The 16,523-nt window shown below is 64.3% G+C and carries 19 protein-coding genes; 9 read left to right on the forward strand and 10 right to left on the reverse strand.

Going from position 1 to position 16,523, the window contains the following annotated elements:
• Window positions 1–111: 111 nt before the first annotated feature.
• Together NP825_RS04365 and NP825_RS04370 are read right to left on the reverse strand one after the other, a co-directional pair.
• Window positions 112–756 carry an MOSC domain-containing protein gene (locus NP825_RS04365; protein ID WP_257548758.1) on the reverse strand — a complete coding sequence of 215 codons (645 nt, stop codon included), beginning with the start codon at window positions 754–756 and terminating at the stop codon, window positions 112–114.
• Complete coding sequence (locus tag NP825_RS04370; protein ID WP_257548761.1) at window positions 753–1,304, reverse strand: MarR family winged helix-turn-helix transcriptional regulator; 552 nt, start codon at window positions 1,302–1,304, stop codon at window positions 753–755. The genes NP825_RS04365 and NP825_RS04370 overlap by 4 nt, the downstream gene beginning before the upstream one ends.
• A 104-nt stretch (window positions 1,305–1,408) precedes the next feature.
• Here NP825_RS04370 and NP825_RS04375 point away from each other — a divergent pair, with 104 nt between their 5' ends.
• The gene (locus NP825_RS04375; RefSeq protein ID WP_257548763.1) at window positions 1,409–1,645 is read left to right on the forward strand and encodes a thioredoxin family protein; all 237 of its coding nucleotides are present in this window, start codon (window positions 1,409–1,411) and stop codon (window positions 1,643–1,645) included.
• A 21-nt stretch (window positions 1,646–1,666) separates the two neighbouring features.
• On the opposite strand, the gene NP825_RS04380 is transcribed toward NP825_RS04375, so the two are convergent.
• From NP825_RS04380 to NP825_RS04395, 4 genes are all read right to left on the reverse strand, one after another.
• A complete protein-coding gene (locus NP825_RS04380; protein WP_257548765.1) occupies window positions 1,667–1,990 on the reverse strand; it encodes a YnfA family protein in 324 nt (107 codons plus the stop codon).
• 245 nt (window positions 1,991–2,235) lie between these two features.
• Window positions 2,236–2,700 carry an outer membrane protein gene (locus NP825_RS04385; protein WP_257548770.1) on the reverse strand — a complete coding sequence of 155 codons (465 nt, stop codon included), beginning with the start codon at window positions 2,698–2,700 and terminating at the stop codon, window positions 2,236–2,238.
• A gap of 271 nt (window positions 2,701–2,971) precedes the next feature.
• Window positions 2,972–4,219, reverse strand: a complete 1,248-nt coding sequence (gene rlmN, locus NP825_RS04390; RefSeq protein ID WP_257548772.1) for a 23S rRNA (adenine(2503)-C(2))-methyltransferase RlmN — start codon at window positions 4,217–4,219, stop codon at window positions 2,972–2,974.
• 146 nt (window positions 4,220–4,365) lie between these two features.
• Window positions 4,366–5,109 (reverse strand): SDR family oxidoreductase, encoded by a 744-nt coding sequence (locus NP825_RS04395; protein ID WP_257548774.1) that lies wholly within the window; start codon window positions 5,107–5,109, stop codon window positions 4,366–4,368.
• 116 nt (window positions 5,110–5,225) lie between these two features.
• Between NP825_RS04395 and NP825_RS04400 the strand changes: the two genes are divergently transcribed.
• A complete protein-coding gene (locus tag NP825_RS04400; RefSeq protein ID WP_257548777.1) occupies window positions 5,226–5,618 on the forward strand; it encodes a helix-turn-helix domain-containing protein in 393 nt (130 codons plus the stop codon).
• Window positions 5,619–5,635: 17 nt separating this feature from the next.
• Here NP825_RS04400 and NP825_RS04405 read toward each other — a convergent pair whose 3' ends face one another.
• Window positions 5,636–5,962 carry a UrcA family protein gene (locus NP825_RS04405; RefSeq protein WP_257548779.1) on the reverse strand — a complete coding sequence of 109 codons (327 nt, stop codon included), beginning with the start codon at window positions 5,960–5,962 and terminating at the stop codon, window positions 5,636–5,638.
• 151 nt (window positions 5,963–6,113) lie between these two features.
• Between NP825_RS04405 and NP825_RS04410 the strand changes: the two genes are divergently transcribed.
• Window positions 6,114–6,995 (forward strand): LysR family transcriptional regulator, encoded by an 882-nt coding sequence (locus tag NP825_RS04410; protein WP_257548781.1) that lies wholly within the window; start codon window positions 6,114–6,116, stop codon window positions 6,993–6,995.
• A 112-nt stretch (window positions 6,996–7,107) separates the two neighbouring features.
• A complete protein-coding gene (locus tag NP825_RS04415; protein ID WP_257548793.1) occupies window positions 7,108–7,578 on the forward strand; it encodes a hypothetical protein in 471 nt (156 codons plus the stop codon).
• 194 nt (window positions 7,579–7,772) lie between these two features.
• Here the strand turns inward: NP825_RS04415 and NP825_RS04420 are convergent, their stop codons facing one another.
• Window positions 7,773–8,270: a hypothetical protein gene (locus NP825_RS04420; RefSeq protein ID WP_257548795.1), complete on the reverse strand. Its 498-nt coding sequence runs from the start codon at window positions 8,268–8,270 to the stop codon at window positions 7,773–7,775.
• 172 nt (window positions 8,271–8,442) lie between these two features.
• On the opposite strand from NP825_RS04420, the gene dnaN reads away from it, so the two are divergent.
• Window positions 8,443–9,558 carry a DNA polymerase III subunit beta gene (gene dnaN / locus NP825_RS04425; RefSeq protein ID WP_257548797.1) on the forward strand — a complete coding sequence of 372 codons (1,116 nt, stop codon included), beginning with the start codon at window positions 8,443–8,445 and terminating at the stop codon, window positions 9,556–9,558.
• Window positions 9,559–9,723: 165 nt separating this feature from the next.
• Here the strand turns inward: dnaN and NP825_RS04430 are convergent, their stop codons facing one another.
• Window positions 9,724–11,064: a sorbosone dehydrogenase family protein gene (locus NP825_RS04430; RefSeq protein WP_257548799.1), complete on the reverse strand. Its 1,341-nt coding sequence runs from the start codon at window positions 11,062–11,064 to the stop codon at window positions 9,724–9,726.
• A gap of 171 nt (window positions 11,065–11,235) precedes the next feature.
• Between NP825_RS04430 and NP825_RS04435 the strand changes: the two genes are divergently transcribed.
• Window positions 11,236–11,451, forward strand: coding sequence for a hypothetical protein (locus NP825_RS04435; RefSeq protein ID WP_257548800.1), 216 nt, complete (start codon window positions 11,236–11,238; stop codon window positions 11,449–11,451).
• Window positions 11,452–11,784: 333 nt separating this feature from the next.
• Window positions 11,785–13,245 carry a lipopolysaccharide biosynthesis protein gene (locus NP825_RS04440; protein ID WP_257548801.1) on the forward strand — a complete coding sequence of 487 codons (1,461 nt, stop codon included), beginning with the start codon at window positions 11,785–11,787 and terminating at the stop codon, window positions 13,243–13,245.
• On the opposite strand, the gene NP825_RS04445 is transcribed toward NP825_RS04440, so the two are convergent.
• A complete protein-coding gene (locus NP825_RS04445) occupies window positions 13,242–14,192 on the reverse strand; it encodes a hypothetical protein (protein WP_257548802.1) in 951 nt (316 codons plus the stop codon). The two genes, NP825_RS04440 and NP825_RS04445, sit on opposite strands and share 4 nt — an antisense overlap.
• A 404-nt stretch (window positions 14,193–14,596) precedes the next feature.
• On the opposite strand from NP825_RS04445, the gene NP825_RS04450 reads away from it, so the two are divergent.
• Both NP825_RS04450 and NP825_RS04455 read left to right on the forward strand, forming a co-directional pair.
• Window positions 14,597–14,965, forward strand: a complete 369-nt coding sequence (locus NP825_RS04450; RefSeq protein ID WP_257548803.1) for a hypothetical protein — start codon at window positions 14,597–14,599, stop codon at window positions 14,963–14,965.
• A 12-nt stretch (window positions 14,966–14,977) separates the two neighbouring features.
• Window positions 14,978–16,477 carry a UbiA family prenyltransferase gene (locus tag NP825_RS04455; RefSeq protein WP_257548804.1) on the forward strand — a complete coding sequence of 500 codons (1,500 nt, stop codon included), beginning with the start codon at window positions 14,978–14,980 and terminating at the stop codon, window positions 16,475–16,477.
• Window positions 16,478–16,523: the final 46 nt, after the last annotated feature.

Here is a 16,523-nt window from a genome sequence, read left to right on the forward strand (position 1 = left end):
CTTCTTTATCTCGTCATCCCGGCGAAGGCCGGGATCTCGCCGGTGCGTCAGGAAGCGAGGGCGAGATCCCGGCCTTCGCCGGGATGACGATTCAGTCAAAAAGATACTGCTCTATGGCAGCAATTTCGTCGCCCGCGCCCGCCACGTCGTTGCCAGCGCTTCCATCGCAGCCAACTCGCGCAATGCGCCCGGCTCGCGCTTGCCCGCGCCGCCGATCAGTAGCCGGAACACCCGCTCGACGCTCCATTCGGGCAGCGGCCGTTCGATCAGGTCGAGCGTATCGCCCGCCGCGACCGCGCCGTCCTCGATCACGCGATAATACCAGCCGCTGCGCCCGCTCGTCACCACCGTCGCGGGGACGCTGGCGATGCCGAAGCGGTGTCCCAGCTTCCAGCACGGCTGGCGCCCCTGGCTGACTTCGACCAGCGCCGTGCCGAGGCGGAAGCGGTCGCCGATGCAAAGATCGCTTTCGACCAGCCCTTCGGTCGAGATATTCTCGCCGAACGCGCCCGGTGCCGTCAGCAGGGCGTGGCCGCCCAGCGCCTCCGCCCACCAGCGATAATGGTCGCGCGGATAATGATGGATCGCCTTGTCGACCCCGCCGTGCACCGTCAGGTCGGCCTGCTCGTCGCCGTCGATGCCGAGGCGGCGGACGGCGCGTGCGCCCTCGAACGGCGTCTTGCCGATCGCGCTCGCCTCGTCGCCGCGAAAGGCGCGCGCCTTGCCGGTCAGTACCGCGTCGATCTTTATGCTCATGCCGCCTCCTGCTCGACACAGATCGCGCCGGCATCCTCGGCCGACAGCGGCAGTGCCAGCAGACCGCAGCGATGGGGCGCACCGTCCGCAGCATTGCGGATGAAATGGCGGCACTCGGCGCACAGGCCGAACGGACGGTAGCCGCGCCGCGTCAGATGTTCGGTCAGCATGCGTGCCAGCAGCGGTGCGAGCGCGGCGCGCTCGTCGCCGGTCAGGCCGGCAGTCATCGCATCGGCGACCGTTTCGGGGGCCTCGGCCAGCAGCGCTCGTCCCGCCGGGGTCAGCGCCAGCCGGACGAGACGGCGATCGTCCCGATCCTCCGACCGCATGACCAGTCCCTTGCGTTCGAGCGCGGCGACCGTCTGCGACACCGTCCCCTTCGTCTGGCCCAGCCACGCGGTCAGCGCACCGGGGGTGCGGGAAAAGCGATTGGCGACGGCAAGATAGCGCAGGGCCTGCCATTGGGCGGGCTTCAATCCCGCCCAATAGCCATCCCCCGCGATCAGCCGCGCCGCACGAGTCAGCAGGTCGGATAGCCGGTCGGTCATGAGCAAATGGTATCGACTAAAAACCATTTGCTCAACCCATATTGCGGATGGCATATGATTTGTATCGACTCGCTACCATTGCGATCGATCGAAGGAGAAGAACGATGACCCAGAAAGCGATTTTCTATCACGCCGGTTGCGGCGTTTGCGTCGATGCCGAACAGGCAGTCGCCGAAGCGATCGATCCCGCGCGCTATACCGTCGAAAGCGTTCACCTCGGCGAAAATCCGGGTCGCGTCGCGGAAGCGGAGGCCGCGGGCGTCCAATCGGTTCCCGCGCTCGTGCTCGGCGGTCAGCCCTATCACATCAATTTCGGCGCTTCGCTCGACGCGCTCAAATAAACTCGGCGCCGCGCGGGATCGTCAGCCCCCGCGCGGACCGAACAGGATCAGCGCCGCGCCGCCGAGACAGATCGCGGCGCCGATCAGATCCCAGCGGTCGGGCCGCGCGCCCTCGACCGCCCACAGCCACAACAGCGCCGCGACGATATAGACCCCGCCATAAGCGGCATAGGCGCGCCCGGCATGATCGGTATCGACGAGCGTCAGCAACCACGCGAACAGCGCCAGCGACGCCAGCCCCGGCAGGGTCCACCAGACCGACTTGTCCATCCGCAGCCACGCCCAGAAGGCGAAGCATCCGGCGATCTCTGCCAGTGCAGCGGCGATATAGGCGAAGGCGGTCATGCGCGCACCGTGGCGCGGGTGGATGGGAAAGGGAAGGGGAGAGCAGCTTGGAATGCGAGTTGCGTCCTTTTCTTTCGTCATCCCGGACTTGATCCGGGATCCATTCTTTCAACGCTGCGGGAATGGATCCCGGATCAAGTCCGGGATGACGAAGAGCAAGATCGGCCGCTTCCGGCCATTCCCACAAAAGAAAAGGGGCGACCCGCAGGTCGCCCCTTTCCGTGTCATATCGCTGTTCCGAAAGATCAGAACGCGAAGCCGAGACCGACAGCGAAGGTGTCGAAGTCGTTGACGTTGTTGCCGAGGAACTGGTGGCGATACTCGACCTTGCCGTACAGGTTCTGGCCCAGCTTGTGCTGGTAGCCGGCACCGACATAGGGATCGTCGATCTGGCCGAAGGTGTAACCGGCGTTGGCATAGAGCTTGCCGTTGGCACCGATCTTGGCGCCCGCACGACCACCGGCCGAGAACTGGACCTTGGCGCCGTCGATCAGGACCTTGTCGCCGGCGATTTCGGCGCCGCCGAAAGCGGTCGAGCCGAGGTCGAAATCATAGCCGCCCGCAACGCCGAGGGTGGCGTCGTCGAAACCGCTGCCGGTGATGTAACCGCCGCGCACTTCGACGCGGGCTTCGCCGCCATCGGCAGCAAAGGCAGGGGTGGTGGCGACGGCAGCCGAGAGGAGAGCGGCAGCAACTGCGAACTTCTTCATAATCTTTTCCTTTTCATTCCTTCGGACCACGCCCTTTGGGTCGCGGCCCGGGGCTCTAAATGGCCTTCGCGGCTGTCGCTGCAATGAATGGATCGTTCAGAATATGACAATTTTCTTACCTGTGTTATTTTTACAACACAGCATAGGTATGCGGGGGAGAACGCCTCAATCCGTCATCCCGGCGAAGGCCGGGATCTCGCCGATGCGTCATGATGCGAGGTCGAGATCCCGGCCTTCGCCGGGATGGCCGAGACTTGCCCGGGCCGATGTTTCAGCCCAGCGCCGCCTGTTTTTCCTCGGCGATGCGGTCGAGTTCGGCGCGGGTCGGCTTGGTCGCCGCGCTCTTGAGCTGGCCGCACGCGGCCATGATGTCGCGCCCGCGCGGCGTGCGGACCGGCGCCGAAATCCCGCTCTTGAAGATCAGGCTGCTGAACGCGCGCACCCGCTCGGGCGACGAACATTCATAGGGTGCGCCGGGCCACGGATTGAACGGGATCAGATTGACCTTCGCGGGCAGATTATAGTGCTTGATCAGCCGGACGAGCTCGCGCGCGTCGTCGTCGCTGTCGTTCTTGTCCTTCAGCATCACATATTCGAAGGTGATGCGCCGCGCGTTGTTCGCGCCGGGATAGGCGGCGCAGGCCGCGAGCAATTCCTCGATGCCATATTTGCGGTTGAGCGGCACGATCTCGTCGCGCACCTCCTTGCTGACCGCGTGCAGCGACACCGCGAGGTTGACGCCGATCTCTTCGCCCGCGCGCGCCATCATCGGCACGACGCCGCTCGTCGACAAAGTGATGCGCCGTTTCGACAGCGCCAGCCCGTCGCCGTCCATGACGATCTTCAGCGCACCCTTGACCTCGTCGAAATTATAGAGCGGCTCGCCCATCCCCATCATCACGATGTTGGTGAGCATCCGGCCGTCGGCGGTGTAATGGCTGCCGCCTTCGTCGGCGTCGTCATCCTCGGGATCGGGGCCGAAGCCGGCCATCGTCCCCTTGGGCCATTCGCCGAGCGCGTCGCGCGCGAGCAGCACCTGCCCGACGATCTCGCCCGCCGCCAGATTGCGGACGAGGCGCATCGTCCCGGTGTGGCAGAAGCGGCAGTTGAGCGTGCATCCGACCTGGCTCGACACGCACAGCGTTCCCCGATCGGCGTCGGGGATGAAGACCATCTCATATTCCTGGCCGTCGGCGGCGGCGAGCAGCCATTTGCGCGTCCCGTCGTTCGACACCTGCGCCTCGCGCACGGTGGGGCGGCCAATGATGAAGCGGTCGGTCAGCCACGGGCGCATCGCCTTGGCGATATCGGTCATCGCCTCGAAATCGGTGACGCCGCGATGATAGATCCAGTGCCAGATCTGTTTCGCGCGCAGCTTCGCCGCCTTGGCGTCGAGCCCGGCCTCGACCAGCACGCCGCCGATCGCGTCGCGGGTCAGCCCGACCAGGTCGATGCGGTTGCCCCCGCGCAGGGGAACGGTGCCCGTGGTGACTGGGTCGATATGGCCAGGAATCTGCATGATGCGCGCGCATATAGGCGGGAAGGGCAAAAAGCGCAATTCTCGCTCTCGTCATTGCGAGGAGCGCAGCGACGAAGCAATCCAGGGCGGAGCAAGGAGACTCTGGATTGCTTCGCTCCGCTCGCAATGACGATCTGAAGACAGGGTTACAGGTTCTTCAGAAACGCCAGTCGCTCCGCCACCGCGCCATCGGCTTCGGCATTACGCAGCAGCAGGACGTTCTGCACCAATATTTCCGCCGGCGTCGGTGTCTGCGCGAACAGCCCCATCACTTCGTCGGCAAAAGCATCGAGCGGCATATAGGCCTCGCGCGTCGACTGCCCCGGCGTCAGTTCGGTACGGACTGCGGGCGGCGCGAGTTCGATCACTTCGACCTTGCCTTCCAACTGGACGCGCAGTGCCTGCGTATAGCTGTGCAGCGCCGCCTTGCTCGCCGAATAGGTCGGCGCCTTGGGCAGCGGCACAAAGGCAAGCCCCGACGTGACGTTGACGATCGCGCTGTCCGCCGCCGCCGTCAGGTGATCGACCAGCGCGTCGATCAGCCGGATCGGGCCGAGGATGTTGGTGACGACCGTCGCCTCCGCGTCGGCCAGGTCGCGCTTTGCGTCCGCCCGTTCGTACATCATCACGCCCGCGTTGTTCACGATGATGTTGAGCGCCGGAAAGGCCGCCACGATCTCGGTTGCAAAGGCCGCGATCGCCGCCGGATCGGTGATGTCGAGCACCCGGGCGTGCAAATTCGCGCGACCCGCGGTCGCGGCTTCCAGCTTTGCTGCGTTGCGGCCGGTGACGATCACGACATTGCCCGCGTCGTGCCAACGCTGCGCGAGCGCGAGCCCGATGCCCGAGCCGCCGCCGGAGAGGAGAATGGTGTTGCCTGTGGTTTTCATGGAGAGTTCCTCGTTCGGGGTGGTGAGGAGGTCTATTTATTCCTATACTCTCCAAAGGAAAGAAGGCACCGAAAGGTGCTATACTTACCTGAAAGAGAGAAATGGATTTTCCTGCCATGCCGCAACCGGAAAAACGCGTCTATGACCCCGAGGTGCCCGTCGACCCGCGTGTCGAAATGCTCGTCAACGACCTGATCGGACGAGTCGCGGACAAATGGACGCTGCTTGTACTCGAAGAGTTGGAGGAGCATGGCACCTGTCGTTTCACGCGCCTCGCGCAGCTTGTTCCCGGTATCAGCCAGAAGATGCTGACCCAGACGCTGCGCGCCATGGAACGCGACGGACTGGTCCACCGCAAGGTCCACCCGGTCGTTCCTCCCAAGGTCGAATATAGTCTGACGGCGCTGGGGCATAGCCTCGGAGAAGCCTTTTGCGGCGTGTGGCAATGGGCGGAAATCAATCTCGATCGGGTGGAAGCGGCGCGGACGGCATTCGACGGGCGCGGATAACGCACCCGCCGGACGATTTATCTGGCACGGGTCGTGATGCGGATCGGCTGGCCCCGCGCCGCATCGGCGATCACCTGCTCGGCCTCGGCCGCCGCGAGGATGCGCGTGTCGCGCCGGCACGCGCGAACGTCATTCTTGCCTTCGAGGTCATAGTCGGGTGCGGTGCCGCACACCGCGACGACGGCGCGCCAGATGCGGCGGTCGAGCGCCTTGACGCCTTTTGCGGTGCTCAGGTCCAGGTCGGTATGCGCCACCGTCGCTGTGCGCGGCCCAGTGGGCTGGGCGAGAACGGGCTGGGCCAACGGCGCGGCAGCGAGAGCGGCGAGGATCAGAATCTTGCTCATCTTTGTCTCCATCGACCGGCTGATAAGGAGGGGAGGAAGCCGGCAGGACGGGAGATAATCCCCGGCTCCCCACGGCGGGAGCAACGATGTTGCGCGGCCATTCTGCAAAATTGCAGAATGCGGCCATCGCGCGTATCGCGCACAAGACATCATGTTCGACTGGAACGATCTTCGCTATTTCCTTGCCGTCGCGGAGAGCGGCAGCACGCTCGCGGCGGCGCGCGCGCTGCGCGTCAGCCAGACCACGGTCGCCCGCCGCATCGCGGCGCTAGAGGCGGCGATGGGGCTTACCCTCTTCGAACGCCGTCAGGCGGGCTATGCGTTGACCCCGGTGGGTGAAGCGATGTTGGCGAATGCGCTGGCGGTCCGCGACGCCGCCGATCGCTTCGACGAGGCGGCGGGCGCCCGCTCGCGCGACGCGGGCGGTGCGGTCAGCGTCACGGTGATGGAGATTTTCGCGATCACCGTCCTGCCGCCGATCCTGCGCGACCTGCGCGCGGCGCATCCCGAAATCCATATCCACCTCGACACGTCGGACGATCCGCGCGATCTCGCGACGGGCGCCGCCGACATCGCGATCCGCAGCAGCAAGCAGCCGGCAGGCGCGGGCCTCGTCGGGCGGCGCATCGCCGACAATGGCTGGACGCTCTATTGCAGCCGCGACTATGCCGACCGCCACGGCATTCCGCACAGCCGCGAGGAACTGGCGACCCACCCCTTCATCGGCGGCGGCGGCTCGGTCTGGGAACCCTATCGCGCGTGGCTCCGGCAATATCGGCTCGAGGAGTCGGTGGTCATGCAATATGATTCGGCGGCGGGCCTGCTCGCCGGGGTGCGCTCGGGAATGGGGCTCACCATCCTGCCGGCCTTTCTCGCCGACCACGAACCCGACCTCATCCGCTGCATCCCGCCCAAGGCCGACGATACGACGGGCCTGTGGCTGCTCACCCACGAACGGCTGCGTCATGTGCCGCGGGTGCGCATCGTCCTCGATTTCCTGGCGGGCGCGCTGACCCGACTGGCGCGGGAATAGGTGGGTTCGATCCTGTCGAAATACCGCTTTCCTAATATGTTTGCGCGTGGTTCAAATGGAACGGAAGACGGGGTCATGCCGTGGTTGGCGATGATTGGCCGGGAGGGGGTATTTGGAAAGATCGCAGGATTCCGGCAATGCTGCTGCGCCATTCGATGGGCTGCTGAAGGCACGCAAGCAACTCGGCGACAACGCTTTCGAGGAATGGCTTTATACGCCTGAAGAAGATTGGGGACCGGCGGAAGAAACCGAGCAGCAGGCGCTCGAGGCCGAATGGGCCGAGGACGATCTGAAACTTCGGATCAAGACCGCCGGTTATATTTCCATACCGGCGGGCTTCATTGGCTTGGGGGTTCTTTCTCTCTTCACCACGTCATGGGGCGCCCAGATTCCTTTTATGTGGGCGGTCATCAACCTTCCGCTTCTCACGCTTGCCGTGATTACTTGGCGGCGACGCGAACTGCGCCTTGGGCTCAAGCGCCCAGTCAAGGGCCGCAAGGCTCGCATCCTGGCGGCTATTCTGGTGCTGTTCTCCTTCCTGTCTTTCGTGCTGGCCTGGGTGTCGGCCATGATGCGCGGGTGAAGCCATGTCTTGGGAATGTCGTGATCGGCCTTTTTCGCCGTCAGCGCGATTCAGAGTGAAGTTGCGCAGTTTTCTGCCATTTTCCTCGCGAGCCGCTTTTTTGCTGTCGTCGCCCTTCGATCAAGTCCCGGGCGGCGAAAGAGAATGAATTGCGAGTGAAGTTGCGCGGAAATCCGTCGCTTTTCCGAACGGCCTCAGCGAAAGCTGGCGCACCCCAGTGCCGCTGCATCGATCGCGGTGGCGGCGCCGCGCAAGCGATAGGTGTCGGCGATCGCGCCGCCCGTCGCGGTCGCGCTTTCGACGCTCATGCTCGGTGCCGATCGCATCGCGGCGATGATCGCGGCGTCCATCCGCGCGTCGCTCGCCCAGCCATGCGCGTCGTTGCCGGTCAGGATGAAGCGGCGGCTGCCGACCGTCAGGCGAAGCTCGCGCCCGGTGCCGCGTTCCTTCGACAGGCGGACGTAGAATTGCCCGCGAATGCGCGACTTCGGCCAATAGCCGATGCTGGCATAGGCCTTGGTCTGCGGCTTGCCGATCGTCGCGGCGGGCGCGGCGATGGCGTAGCAGCGCGGGGTGCCGGGATCGCGAAACGCCCCCCAGCCGTCGAAGATGCCGAGCGCGGCCGGCGCGGCGGCCACGGCAAAGGGAGGCAGCGCCAAGGACAGGAACAGGAGGAAAGCCGCGCGGCGCATCGCGCCTCGATTGCGCGAAAGCGGCTGATTTGCAAGCATGGCTTGCGCGGCGCGATGCGTTCGTTAAGGAAGGTGGACATTTTTACGGGGGCAGGGAATCGGGGCGCCGCCGCGCCCGCGATGACGGCCTTCGGGGACTTCTCCCGCAAGATACTGAGGATGGCGGATTAGAATGAAAGCGACGATCGAACGCGCAGTGCTTCTGAAGAGCCTCGGCCACGTCCAGTCGGTGGTCGAACGGCGCAATACCATCCCCATCCTGTCGAACGTCCTGATCGAAGCCGATGCGACCGGTCAGCTCAAATTGATGGCGACCGACCTCGATCTCCAGGTCGTCGAAACGATCGCGGCGAAGGTCGAAACCCCCGGCACGACGACCGTGTCGGCGCACACCTTGTTCGAGATCGCGCGCAAGCTGCCCGAAGGCGCCGAAGTCAGCCTCGCCGCCGCCGAGGGCAAGATGCAGGTGAAGGCTGGCCGCTCGAACTTCAACCTGCCGACGCTGCCGCGTGACGATTTCCCCGTGATCGCCGAGGGCGACCTGCCGACCAGCTTCGAATTGCCGGTCGCGGAACTCATCCAGATCATCGACAAGACGCGCTTCGCCATCTCGACCGAGGAAACGCGCTACTATCTGAACGGCATCTTCTTCCACGTCGCCGAAGATGCGACGGGACCGGTGCTGAAGGCGGCGGCAACCGACGGCCACCGCCTCGCGCGCTACACGGTGACGCGCCCCGACGGCGCCACCGGCATGCCCGACGTCATCGTCCCGCGCAAATGCGTCGGCGAGATCCGCAAGCTGCTCGACGAGGCCGAAGGCAATGTCGAGATCAGCCTGTCGGCGTCGAAGATCCGCTTCCAGCTCGGCAATGCCGTGCTGACCTCGAAGCTGATCGACGGCACTTTCCCCGATTACAGCCGCGTTATCCCGACCGCGAACGACAAGCTGCTCAAGGTCGATCCAAAGAGTCTGTTCCAGGGCGTCGACCGCGTGTCGACGATCGCCAGCGAAAAGACCCGCGCGGTCAAGGTCGGCCTCGACAAGGATCGCATCACGCTGAGCGTGACCAGCCCCGAAAACGGTACCGCGGCCGAAGAACTCGCCGCGGGCTATGACAGCGACGCGATGGAGATCGGCTTCAATGCCCGATATCTCAGCGACATCCTGGGCCAGGTCGACGGCGACAGCGTCGAACTGCACCTCGCCGACGCGAATGCGCCAACACTGATCCGCGAGAGCGAGAAGAGCCCGGCGCTGTACGTGCTGATGCCGATGCGGGTCTAAGACCCTGATCGGATTATACTGAGACACTTTCCTGCTTATCTCGTCATCCCGGCGAAGGCCGGGATCTCACCGGTGCGTTAGGTCGATACGGCGAGATCCCGGCCTTCGCCGGGATGACGATTCGGTTCTCGAGCCTCACGCTCGCAATGACGAGGTGTCTTGGCGTTACCCCGCCTTCGCCACCCGCCAGATCATATTCCCCGTATCGTCGGCGACCAGCGCGCTGCCGTCCTTCGCGACCTTGACGTCGGCGGGGCGGCCGCGGGTCGTCTTGCTGTCCTTGGCGAGGAACTGGTCGAGGAAGGGGACGGGCAGCGCGTCGACCGGCTTGCCGTTCGCGCCGAACTTGACGAAGATCACGTCATAGCCCGCCACCGGCTCGCGGTTCCACGATCCGTGCCGTGCGATCAGCGCGCCGTTCGCCCAGCGCTCGCCGAGCGCCAGCCCGTTGGTGAAGGTGAAGCCGAGCGGCGCGACGTGGGCGCCGAGCGCATAGTCCGGGCGCTTCACATATTGGCGGCGATCCTCTTCCTCGGGCGGAACGCGCGGATCGACGAAGCCACCCCAATAATACCAGGGCCAGCCGAAGAAATCGCCTTCGTCGACGGTGGTCATATAGTCGGGCACCACGTCGCTGCCGAGCATGTCGCGCTCGTTGACCACCGCCCACAGTCGGTCGCTGCCCGGATAGTAAGCGAGCCCGACCGGATTGCGGATGCCCGCGGCATAGGTGCGGACATAGCCGTTCTCGGGCCGCACCTCGAGCACGCTGGCGCGGCGGGTTTCGTTGCCCATGCCCTTTTCGCCGATGTTGGAATCGGCGCCGACCCCGACATAGAGCCAGCCGTTGGGCGCCGCGACGAGGCTCTTTGTCCAGTGGCGGTTGGTGCCCTTTGCGGGCAGGTCGGCGATCTTCTTCGGTTTGCCGCTCATCTTCGTCTCGCCCTCGACATAGGGAAAGGCGAGGATCGCGTCGGTATTCGCGACGTAGAGCGTCTTGCCGACCAGCGCCATGCCATAGGGCGAGTTGAGGCCGGTGATATAGGCGCTTTTGACCTCGGCCTTGCCATCGCCGTCGGCGTCGCGAAGCAACGTGATGCGGTTCGCCGATTGGCCGCCGGCACCGGCCTTGCTCATCAGGCGGGCCATGATCTTGTTCTCGATCCCCGAGGTGTCGCGCGGCGGACTCTCTGCTTCGGCGACCAGCACGTCGCCGTTGGGCAGCACGAAGATCGAACGCGGATGGTCCAGCCCCTCGGCAAAGCGCGCGACCGTCAGTCCCTCGGCGGCATGCGGGGCCTGACCGGCGGGCCAGCTTGTCGCCTCCGGCACGTTCATGGTCGGGATGACCTGGCCGCGCTGCGCCGCCATCACCGGCACGCGGCCGCTGAGTTCGGCGGTCGAAAAGCGCGCGACGTCGGGCCGCGACAGCCAATAATAAGCGGCGACGGCGACCACGATCAGAAGGGCGAGGACGAGGCCGGCAATTTTCAGGATTTTGCGCATGAAACCGGTCTTACACCGCGATGAGGCGGCGGCAAAGGGGCGATTGGCGCAGCATGTTGGTTAATCCGGGCGGCATCCGCATTAACCTTACCTGGACGTTCATCACGGTCGGGAACGGGCTGGTCAGGCGTTCGGGGTAGAGCGGTGCCGATGCAACGGGCCGGGGACAGCATGCAACTGCCAGCACCTTTTCTAGCCGACCGCACCGCGGTCGACGATGCCGCCATGCTGATTCGCGAGCATGGCGAGGAAGCGGGCTTCGCGGCGGCGGCGCGCGCGGAACAATATCGCGTGCTCGGCAATCACCTCCATTTTGCGCGCTGGCGACAGATCGAGCGGCTGATCACCTATCTTTCGATCGAGAGCGCGCTCGACACGGTGCATTAAAGCCCTATTCCCGCCTTCGCGGAAACATCCTCCATAGACGCTGCAAATCAAGGCTTCTCCGTATACTCCACCCAAAGCCGCTGCGATGACAGCGATTGCGGAGAAGCAATCTCAACATTCTTTCAACGCATGGCCGGGACGCAAACCGCAATGGGTGAAAGCCTGTCGGACATCCGTGGTGCAACCTTGCGTCAGCGACTATACGCTCGGCAAGGGCGAGCCCGTCCCGTTGATGGCGCACGCATCGTGGCAACGCTTTGCGAACTTATAAGTGCTAGGTAAGACGTCATGGCAGGCGACACGCTACCCCGTAAAAAGACCATGACACCCGGAATGGAGCCGGAGCCCGATTTCGCCCATCGGATACGCCGCGCCGTCATCTGGCGTTCGGGTTCTCAGATCGCGGGACAGATTATCGCCTGGGCGGCCACCTTCCTTGTCATTCGCATTCTGACGCCCGAAGACTATGGCCTTTTTGCGCTGACGCAGGTCATGTTGATGCTGCTGACCCTGCTCAATGGTCAGGGGCTCGCGAGCGCCGTGATCCAGCGCCAGGATATCGATAAGCGCGCGATGCGGCAGATTTTCGGGCTGCTACTGCTGCTCAATGGAACGCTCGCTCTCGCGCAAATCGCATGCGCACCGCTGGCCGCGGCCTATTATCGCGAACCGAGGGTAGCGGACCTGCTGCGCGTGCAATCCCTCATTTATCTCACCACTCCCTTTTCTTCGCTTGCCTATGCGCAGCTCGCGCGCACGCTGGAATTTCGTCGCCAAGCGCAAGTCAACATGCTGTCCGCGCTGATCGGGGCAGCGGTGGCGCTGGGCGGCGCATTGGCGGGCTGGGGAGTCTGGGCGCTGGTCTGGGCGCCGATCGCGCTGTTCGCGACGCGGGCGCTGGGACTGACGGTCGCAGCGCGGATGTGGCTTTGGCCCAGCTTCGATTTCCGCGGTGCGGGGGCGATCGCGCGCTACGGTGGGCTGGTGGCCGTAGGGCAGTTTTTCGGCTTCGTGCAAAGTCAGGCAGATATATTGGTCGCCGGCCGCTGGTTCGATCCGCATCTGGTCGGGGTCTACACGACGGCCTTGTTGCTGACGCAGATTTTCAACAACAAGGTGGTGCCGCCGTTGAACGAAGTGGCTTTCGCGGCCTATTCGCGAATGCAGGACGATCGCCCGGCCTTGGCCGCGGGGTTCACGCGCTCGACCCGCGCCATCATGGTCGCCGCGATGCCGTTTTTCTTCGGCCTTGCCGCCGTTGCGGAGCCGCTGGTGCTCACATTGCTGGGCGAAAAGTGGCGCGAAATCGTGCCGCTGCTTCTGCCGCTGGCGCTTGCCATGCCTTTCTGGACCCTGTTCACCCTCTTGCGTCCGGCGACCGACGCCCTCGGGCGCCCCGGCATTGGATCGGGCAATGCGGCTGCTGGCGCACTCTTGATGCCGGTGACCTTTCTGGTCGGCGCTCGATGGGGGATTGCCGGCATCGCCTGGGCCTGGCTGTTCGCCTATCCGCTTCTCCTGGCCTATTCCGCCGCGCGTTCCTTGCCGATCATCGGGATTCGACCGGCGGTCTTCATCCGGGCGGCAGCCCCGCCCATATTGGCCGCTGCCGCCATGGCGATCATGGTGGGTATGATCGATCATATGTTGCCGTCATTGCCTCAAGCAATCCGGCTGGCCCTCCTCATTTTCTCGGGCGGCCTGATCTATTGCGCGTGGCTGGTGCTGTTCGCGCGCGAAACGATCGATGATCTGATTCGACTTGTCCGCGGGAAGAGCATCGAAGCCGATTAGGAATCCCGCGCCCCGACCCCTTGTTGCAGGGTGGAAATGGCTGCACGCGTCGCGTCGATATAAGCCCGACCGTTAAACCGGCAACTTCCGATGAAGTGAACAAAGCGTGCGTCGGCCGGTATCCCTCTATCCCAGAAATTGAGATAGTGGTCATAAGGCAGGAGCAAGGAATCGGGCTCGTTGGCGATAACCATATTCGACGTTACTTGCTCGGTTCCCCATTGCGCCCAACGCTCGGCTCCCAGCAAACGCGTCGCCTCGACCGAGAAGGCTTCTGCGAGCGTCCGCCCGCCATCGCTCCGCGCGAACCCGGCAAAGCCGGAACAACCCCGAACATAGCGGGGGCTGCTCAGCATCGGCAGCGAAATCCTGTCGAGACCGCATTCGATCGCGCCCTGCACATGCACGGAGGGATTGTAGAGATATTCCTCATCTTCAAGACGAGATGCCGTTTCGGCAAAGGACAGATATTCGGAATCGGGATCGCCGCGCAATGTGAAGCTGCGGTTGGATGCGATAGCTTCGGCAATTTCCGGCATATCGCCAAGGGAGACCGTATCGGAATCGAGCTGAATGACATAGTCGCCCGCTCGCAAATCGAGGATCGTGAGCAGTCGTTCCCATGTGCCGCCGCGCGGACACGGTCCCGTATCGACATCCGAGATCGACAAAAGCCGTGGATTCCCAAGGTGCGCGGCCAGCACGTCCCGATCGGAGCTTGTCAATGTGCCGTCGTCAAGAATGACGATCCGCCCCCGCCGCAGTCTTGCATGCAAGGATTTGACCGCAACCAAATAGGGCAACAGCACGCGCGTGCCGATCATCGAGAACAATATAAGTCCGTCGTCGGCAGGCGTGATCGGCGGTGTATCCAGAACAGCACGCGCTGCGGCGCGGTGCACGCGCTCTTTCCACAACCGGTTGAGTTTGTTTGCGATCCTGTCCATCGTTGCGCCCTATCATGCGCTAAAAATCATTGGTAGCCGCAAACCATTCGCATGTGTTTCGCCGCGTCAAACTGCAGGGAAAACGCGGGTTCCACACGATTCGGCTGGTCCAAGCCTCTGGGCTATATGCTGAAAGGCCGGCGTCATATCAAACATTCGATATTCCGGCATCGACAAGGGTGGGGCGCGGTCCGATGGCGATCCCCGCAGCGGAAACGAATGGTGCGGCGATCCACCGATTCAGACACCTTCTACCGGTCAATGATCTTGCATTGCCCCGAATATCGAAGCGCCTCTTGCCCCACCAAAGCGTGTTGACAGGCAAATGCAGGCGCTTCACCATATTTTTATTCCTGAATCAGTAGGGTAGGCCAACATCGATCCCCTACACGGTAATCCCGTCCATGACCTTGCGCCTGTTCCTGCTCATCCTCGCCAGTGTCGGCCTGTCCGCTTTGGCCCAGCTTGCGCTCAAAGTGGGCACCGGCGCGGCAGCGGCAGGCCGTGCGCAGGGCGTGGCGGGAGAACTCGGCGGGCTGATCCAGTCTCCCTGGGTGCTGGCGGGGCTGGGGCTGTACGGGGTGGGGGCCTTGCTCTGGCTGTTCGTGCTCGGCCGCGCGCCCCTGTCGCTTGTTTACCCCTTTGTCGGCATGGGCTTCATTCTGACGATGCTCGCCGGGGCGCTGTATCTTGGCGAGCATGTCGGTCTCGCGCGGGGCGCGGGGACGATGCTGATCGCCATCGGCTGCGTGCTGGTCGCGCGCTCGGCCTGACGATTTCGCAGCATGGCTGGTTCTGCCCCTATCCATGACAACAGCGCCGCGCCGGCGGCGGCGATCGATGGCGCGTCGAGCAATGCCGTGCCTCTATTCGTCGACGTCGACGGCACGCTGACGCGCGCCGACATATCGCTGGAAAGCCTGGTTCGGGTCGCGCGAAAGGGCTTCGTCGCTTGCTTTGCGGTGATGCTCTGGCTGTTGCGGGGGCGGGCCATGGCAAAGGCAATGGCGGCGCGGCGCGATCCCCTCGATCCCGCGAGCCTTCCCTACCGCGCGGACGTGCTGGAATTGATCGCACAGGCACGCGCCGCGGGTCGCCCCGTCATTCTCGCCAGTGCCAGCCATTGGCGCAACATCCATCGCATCGCCGGGTATCTTGGCCTTGTGGACGGGATCATCGCGACACGGGGGCGAGCCAATTTGAAAGGCGAGGCCAAGCTCGCGGCCATCCGCTCGCGCGTCGGTCAGCACGGCGCCTTCGACTATGTGGGCGATAGCCGGGCGGACAACTGCCTCTGGAGCGCCGCGAGGCAAGGCTGGTCGGTCCGACATGTGCCGACGGGATCGGCCGTCGAGCGGCTGGGCGAACCATCCATGAGCCTTGCGCGCGCCGCGATGAAGGCGGTGCGACCGCACCAATGGGCCAAGAATGCGCTGGTGCTGGTTCCGGCTTTCACTTCGGGGCTGTTCATGGAACCCCGCGTGCTGCTGGCGGCGGCCGCGGCGGCGGGACTGATGTCGCTCATCGCTTCGTCGATCTATCTGGTCAACGACCTGCTCGACATGGACGCCGATCGCGCGCATCGCACCAAGAAGCATCGTCCGCTCGCGAACGGCGATCTTTCGATTCCGGTCGCGCTGGGACTGTCGCTGTTGCTCGGCTCGGCGGGGCTGGGCGGCGGGTGGCTGCTGGGCGGCGTCGAACTGACGCTATGGCTTCTGGCCTATATGGCGATCACCACGGCCTATTCCTTCCGGCTGAAATCCGTCATGGTCGGCGACGCCATCGTCCTCGCCACCCTCTATACCATTCGTATCCTGATCGGCGGTGTCGCAATAGGCGTGGCGCTCAGCTTCTGGTTGCTGCTGTTCTCGGTTTTCCTATTCCTCAGCCTCGCCTATCTGAAGCGCTACATCGAGATGCGCGATTCGATCGCCCCCGACCGGCTGCTGAGCGGGCGCGGCTATGTCGGCAGCGATCTCGACGTGGTGATGATGTCGGGCGTCGCGTCGGGGATGGTCGCGATACTGGTCCTGGCTCTGTTCGCGCACGACCCGGACACCGCGCGCCACTATGCCGCGCCCCAATTGCTGTGGCTGCTGTGCCTGCCGCTGCTCTATTGGATCAACCGCCTTTGGATGATGGCCCGGCGCGGGGAAGTGGACGGTGATCCTGTCGCCTTTGCGATCCGGGACAGGCGCAGCATTGCCGTGGGGGCGGCGATGGCGGCCATTTTCCTTGCAGCGCTTTATGGCCCGGCCGCGGCCGGGATCGCGGCAGCTTGAGCGCGAGAGAAAGAAAGACGACGGCCCTGTCGCGCCTTGCCGCGCC

It is taken from the genome of Sphingopyxis sp. DBS4, assembly GCF_024628865.1.
GTDB lineage: Bacteria > Pseudomonadota > Alphaproteobacteria > Sphingomonadales > Sphingomonadaceae > Sphingopyxis.

Coding starts and splice junctions, on each gene's coding strand:
- NP825_RS04365 (WP_257548758.1), bottom strand. CDS start 756: ATGAGCATAAAGATCGACGCGGTACTGACCGGCAAGGCGCGCGCCTTT.
- NP825_RS04370 (WP_257548761.1), bottom strand. CDS start 1,304: ATGACCGACCGGCTATCCGACCTGCTGACTCGTGCGGCGCGGCTGATC.
- NP825_RS04375 (WP_257548763.1), top strand. CDS start 1,409: ATGACCCAGAAAGCGATTTTCTATCACGCCGGTTGCGGCGTTTGCGTC.
- NP825_RS04380 (WP_257548765.1), bottom strand. CDS start 1,990: ATGACCGCCTTCGCCTATATCGCCGCTGCACTGGCAGAGATCGCCGGA.
- NP825_RS04385 (WP_257548770.1), bottom strand. CDS start 2,700: ATGAAGAAGTTCGCAGTTGCTGCCGCTCTCCTCTCGGCTGCCGTCGCC.
- rlmN (WP_257548772.1), bottom strand. CDS start 4,219: ATGCAGATTCCTGGCCATATCGACCCAGTCACCACGGGCACCGTTCCC.
- NP825_RS04395 (WP_257548774.1), bottom strand. CDS start 5,109: ATGAAAACCACAGGCAACACCATTCTCCTCTCCGGCGGCGGCTCGGGC.
- NP825_RS04400 (WP_257548777.1), top strand. CDS start 5,226: ATGCCGCAACCGGAAAAACGCGTCTATGACCCCGAGGTGCCCGTCGAC.
- NP825_RS04405 (WP_257548779.1), bottom strand. CDS start 5,962: ATGAGCAAGATTCTGATCCTCGCCGCTCTCGCTGCCGCGCCGTTGGCC.
- NP825_RS04410 (WP_257548781.1), top strand. CDS start 6,114: ATGTTCGACTGGAACGATCTTCGCTATTTCCTTGCCGTCGCGGAGAGC.
- NP825_RS04420 (WP_257548795.1), bottom strand. CDS start 8,270: ATGCGCCGCGCGGCTTTCCTCCTGTTCCTGTCCTTGGCGCTGCCTCCC.
- dnaN (WP_257548797.1), top strand. CDS start 8,443: ATGAAAGCGACGATCGAACGCGCAGTGCTTCTGAAGAGCCTCGGCCAC.
- NP825_RS04430 (WP_257548799.1), bottom strand. CDS start 11,064: ATGCGCAAAATCCTGAAAATTGCCGGCCTCGTCCTCGCCCTTCTGATC.
- NP825_RS04435 (WP_257548800.1), top strand. CDS start 11,236: ATGCAACTGCCAGCACCTTTTCTAGCCGACCGCACCGCGGTCGACGAT.
- NP825_RS04440 (WP_257548801.1), top strand. CDS start 11,785: ATGGAGCCGGAGCCCGATTTCGCCCATCGGATACGCCGCGCCGTCATC.
- NP825_RS04445 (WP_257548802.1), bottom strand. CDS start 14,192: ATGGACAGGATCGCAAACAAACTCAACCGGTTGTGGAAAGAGCGCGTG.
- NP825_RS04450 (WP_257548803.1), top strand. CDS start 14,597: ATGACCTTGCGCCTGTTCCTGCTCATCCTCGCCAGTGTCGGCCTGTCC.
- NP825_RS04455 (WP_257548804.1), top strand. CDS start 14,978: ATGGCTGGTTCTGCCCCTATCCATGACAACAGCGCCGCGCCGGCGGCG.